Source organism: Microbacterium sp., assembly GCF_051953575.1.
Classification (GTDB): domain Bacteria; phylum Actinomycetota; class Actinomycetes; order Actinomycetales; family Microbacteriaceae; genus Microbacterium.
Map to the genome: position 1 here is coordinate 1 of NZ_JBQCIP010000185.1, position 3,216 is coordinate 3,216.

Below are 3,216 nucleotides of genomic sequence, written 5' to 3' on the forward strand. Positions count from 1 at the left end.
AGCACCCCGCCCGCCGTTGCGGAACTGATCGAGTGCTCGCTGGATCGACCGCCAAAGAGCACCGCCACCGCCGGCTTGTCCATTCTGCGTCCTCTCCCCCTGAGGGGTGTCGTCGTCTGTCGTGAGGTGGGGCGCGATGTCCCGAGGGTTCATGGTGCCGTCGAGCACCATCTTCACCTGCTCGACGATCGGCATCTGCACGCCGACCTCGCGCGCCAGCTGCAGGATGGGCGCGACCGATGCGAGCCCCTCCGCGGTCTGGTTCATCTGCTTGACCACGTCGTCGAAGCGGTAGCCCTGGCCGAGCAGTCGCCCGGCGGTGTTGTTGCGGCTGAGCGGCGACTGGCATGTCGCGATGAGGTCGCCGAGCCCCGCAAGTCCCTGCAGCGTCTCAGGCTGCGCGCCGAACGCGACGGCGAAGTCCGTCATCTCGACGAGACCGCGCGTGATGATCGACGCCTTCGTGTTCTCGCCGTAGCCGACGCCGTCCACGATGCCGATCGCGACGGCGATCAGGTTCTTGAGCACGCCGCCGAACTCGGTGCCGATCACGTCGGTGTTGACGAACGTGCGGAAATAAGTGTTGCGCGCGCGACGGGCCACGGCCTCGGCCGTCTCCTGGCTCGTCGAGGCGATCACTGCGGCGGTGGGCTGCTCGCGCGCGATCTCGAGCGCGAGGTTGGGGCCCGAGGCCACCGCGATGCGGGCCGGGTCGCAGCCCAGCTCCTGCTCGATGACCTGGCTCATCCGCAGGCCGGTGCGACGCTCGACGCCCTTCATGAGCGACACGATCGGAGCGTCGGTCTTCGCGATGAGCGGACGCACGGCCTTGAGGTTCTGGCGCACCGCCTGGCTGGGGATCGACAGGTAGACCTGCTCGGCGCCGTCCAGCGCCTCGGACAGGTGATGGGTCGCATGCATGTCCCGCGGGAGGTTGATGCCCGGGAGGTACTCGCTGTTGCGCTTGCCCTCCTGGATCTCGCCGGCGAGCTCCGGCCGGCGCGCCCACATGGTCACGTGCGCCCCGCCGTCCGCGAGGATCTTGCCGAACGTGGTGCCCCAGCTGCCGGCGCCGACGACGGCGACGCGCGGCCGGGCGGAATCCTGCCTACGACTCAAGGCGCCCCGTCTCTTTCTGCCCGTGGTCGGCGGGATTCCACCGCGTCGCGGGCGCAGGCTCGCCGCGCAGCTGCGAGAGCAGCCCGGCGATGTCGGCCATCACCAGGTCGGTGGCCGCCACCAGCGCGGTCTGCGACGCCGCGGCGTTCTCGTAGGCCGACAGGTCGACCGGGTCGCCCACGATCACCTTCACGCGACGTCGCAGCGGCCACAGCTTGAGCTTGCCGTAGCGGGGCATCACCTGCTGCGAGCCCCAGTGGGCCATCGGGATGACGGGGATGCCGCCGGCCAGCGCGAGACGAACCGCGCCCGTCTTGCCGCGCATCGGCCACAGGTCGGGCTCGCGGGTGAGCGAGCCCTCCGGGTACACGATCACTCCGCGGCCGTGCCGCACCAGCGTCTCGGAGGCTTCGAAGGTCGCGCGCGCGGCGGCCGCCGAGGTCGCGCGGGCGACCGGGACCATGCCGGTGCGGCGCAGCACCCACCCGAGCACAGGGACGCGGAACAGGCTCTCCTTCGCCATGAACCGCGGCGCACGGCCCAGGCGCCACACCGCGAGGGCGACGACGAGAGGGTCGATCTCGCTCATGTGGTTCGGCGCCAGCACATAAGCGCCGTCGCGCGGCAGCTTCTCGCCGTCTTCGATCTCGAGCTTGAAGACCAGGCTCAGCAGCGGCACCAGCAGGCCAGCGAGCGGCCAGAAGATGCTCGGACGCGTCTTCTCACTCGAAGCGCGCGGTCGGCGGGGGCTCAACGGATCACCCGATGACGTCGAAGTCGGCACCGAGCATCTCGAGCTTGGTGAGGAACTTCTCGTACCCGCGGCGGATGATGCCGATGTTGCGCACGACCGACTCGCCTTCCGCCGCGAGCGCCGCGATCACGTAGCTGTAGCCGCCACGAAGGTCGGGCACGACGACGTCGGCGCCGTGGAGGGGCGTGGGGCCGTTGATCACGGCGGCCTGCTCGAGCGCCCGGCGGGGCACGCGGCGGTCGGGGGCGTCGATGCCGTCAGGGTGCACGACGATGTCGGCGCCCATCTGGTTGAGCGCCTCGGTGAAGCCCAGGCGGTTCTCGTACACCGTCTCGTGGACGGTCGACACGCCCTGGGCCTGCGTGAGGGCGACGATGAGCGGCTGCTGCCAGTCGGTCATGAAGCCGGGGTGCACGTCCGTCTCGACGACGACGGGCTTGAGCGCGCCGTCGCGGCGGAACTGGATGCCGTCCTCGCGGACGTCGAACCAGCCGCCGGCCTTGCGGAACACGTTGAGGAACGTCAGCATCTCCTGCTGGCGGGCACCGCCCACGAAGATGTCGCCGTCGGTCGCGAGCGCCGCGCACGCCCACGAGGCGGCCTCGTTGCGGTCGAAGATCGCCCGGTGGTCGTAGCCCTGCAGCGAGTCGACGCCCTCGATGAAGATGACGCGGTTGGGCTCGTACGAGATGATGGCGCCCATCTTCTGCAGCACGGCGATCAGATCCATGATCTCGGGCTCGATGGCGGCGTTGCGCAGCTCGGTGACGCCCTTCGCGCGCACGGCGGTGAGCAGCACCTGCTCGGTCGCACCGACGCTCGGGTACGGCAGCTCGATGTTCGCGCCGTGCAGGCCGTTCGGGGCGGTGATGCGGATGCCCTCGTAGCTCTTGTCGACGACCGCGCCGAACGCGCGCAGCGCGTCCATGTGGAAGTTGATGGGGCGGTCGCCGATGCGGCAGCCGCCGAGGTCCGGGATGAGCGCCTCGCCGAGCAGGTGCAGCAGCGGTCCGCAGAAGAGGATCGGGATGCGCGATGCGCCGGCGTGGGCGTCGATCTCTTCGAAGTGCGCGGCGACGGCGCCGCTCGGGTCGAAGTGGAGCGTGCCCTCCTCCTCGCCGTCCCACACGCGTACGCCGTGGACCTCGAGGAGCGAGCGGACGACGGCGACGTCGCTGATGTCGGGGACGTCGCGCAGGACGCTCGTCGTCTCGCCGAGGAGAGCGGCGACCATCGCCTTGGTGACGAGGTTCTTCGCGCCCTTCACCTCGACGCGCCCGGTCAGAGGGCGACCGCCGCGGATGGCGAGGACTTCACCGTTCACGTGCTTCTCTCCCGACTTC

General features: G+C 70.2%; 3 protein-coding genes. All 3 read right to left on the reverse strand.

Annotated elements, in window-relative coordinates; all coding sequences use genetic code 11:
• On the reverse strand, positions 1-1,119 hold a 1,119-nt coding region (locus tag ACTHNQ_RS11525; RefSeq protein ID WP_440333515.1), incomplete at its 3' end, for an NAD(P)H-dependent glycerol-3-phosphate dehydrogenase.
• Positions 1,109-1,873, reverse strand: a complete 765-nt coding sequence (locus ACTHNQ_RS11530) for a lysophospholipid acyltransferase family protein (RefSeq protein WP_440333517.1) — start codon at positions 1,871-1,873, stop codon at positions 1,109-1,111. The genes ACTHNQ_RS11525 and ACTHNQ_RS11530, both read right to left, overlap by 11 nt.
• A gap of 4 nt (positions 1,874-1,877) precedes the next feature.
• Entirely contained in the window at positions 1,878-3,197 is a 1,320-nt protein-coding gene (gene murA, locus ACTHNQ_RS11535) for a UDP-N-acetylglucosamine 1-carboxyvinyltransferase (RefSeq protein ID WP_440333519.1), read from the reverse strand.
• Between the last annotated feature and the right edge of the window lie 19 nt (positions 3,198-3,216).